This window comes from Photobacterium alginatilyticum, assembly GCF_009910675.1.
In the GTDB taxonomy this organism is placed as follows: Bacteria; Pseudomonadota; Gammaproteobacteria; order Enterobacterales; family Vibrionaceae; genus Photobacterium; species Photobacterium alginatilyticum.
In genome coordinates this window covers 1-1,089 of the sequence record NZ_RSEJ01000127.1, presented here as the reverse complement: position 1 = coordinate 1,089, position 1,089 = coordinate 1, and the positions used below count along the sequence as shown (strand labels likewise).

Annotated in this window: 1 protein-coding gene; it reads right to left on the bottom strand. The window is 36.3% G+C overall.

Features of this window, described 5'->3' with window-relative positions; genetic code table 11:
* Positions 1-543, bottom strand: a 543-nt coding sequence (locus EIZ48_RS31490) for a photosystem I psaA/psaB family protein (protein ID WP_205298642.1), incomplete at its 3' end; no start/stop codon positions are given.
* Positions 544-1,089: the final 546 nt, after the last annotated feature.

Genomic DNA, 1,089 nt, shown 5'->3' with positions numbered 1-1,089 from the left:
AGCTTTATGATAATGGAACCAACCAGCAAAAAGCATTAACGCTGCAAAGATYAATGCACCAATTGCGGTACAATAGAGTTGTAATTCRCTAGTTATTCCAGATGCTCGCCAMATCTGAAAAAAACCAGAKGTTATTTGTATTCCTCGGAAACCACCGCCCACATCACCATTCAAGATTTCTTGACCCACKATTGGCCAAACCACTTGGGCACTAGGCCCAATGTGAGTAGGATCGCTTAACCATGCTTCATAGTTGGAAAAACGAGCACCATGGAAATACATGCCACTCAACCAAAGAAAGATGATGGAGAGTTGMCCAAAATGRGCACTAAATACTTTTCGAGAAATCTCCTCCAAATCACCGGTATGGCTATCGAAATCGTGAGCATCARCATGTAGGTTYCAGATCCAAGTGSTAGTCTCWGGGCCTTTAGCTATTRTTYTTRAGAAATGACCCGGTTTGGCCCATTCCTCAAAARWWGTTTTTATGGGATCCMTRTCTACCAAAATTTTYACTTCTGGTTCCGGCGAACGAATAATCATTGAGTCCTCCTCTTTCCGGACAACACATACAAAKAGACTTGCCAACTAAATAATTAGTGAACCTCTGAGATATTTTTTTTTATATAAATTKTTTCTATTTTAKATTCTATCTCCCRTCTATTTCCTTTAGTTATTCACTAGAKCAATTCGGATTTGGAAGTCAATCCGGGGCAAGTGTTCGAATCTATTATGACATAGCCCTKAGGCGCYCAACGGACCMYTTTTRACTTTAAAACTTTTTKGGGRGCKTTRGRTTGATMCAAAACKACTTTTTCTGCAACCTATAGTGTGTATTCATACYGAGTTAGWAGTGATKGCTTATAAGGATATACGTTATATTTTACTATAAAACATATACTAAGAAACATCCCAATATCTTATCGGATATTTGTCTCTTTTTTATTATATTTGTTTTAACAGCAATTTGTTTTAWCATTATCAATAGAAAAAAAAAAGAAAGATATTTTKACTCTATCTGTCTATCGTTTATTCCTATGAAAKACCAGACGAATACGGAATGATCTTAGAAGAGATATAATGAAATTA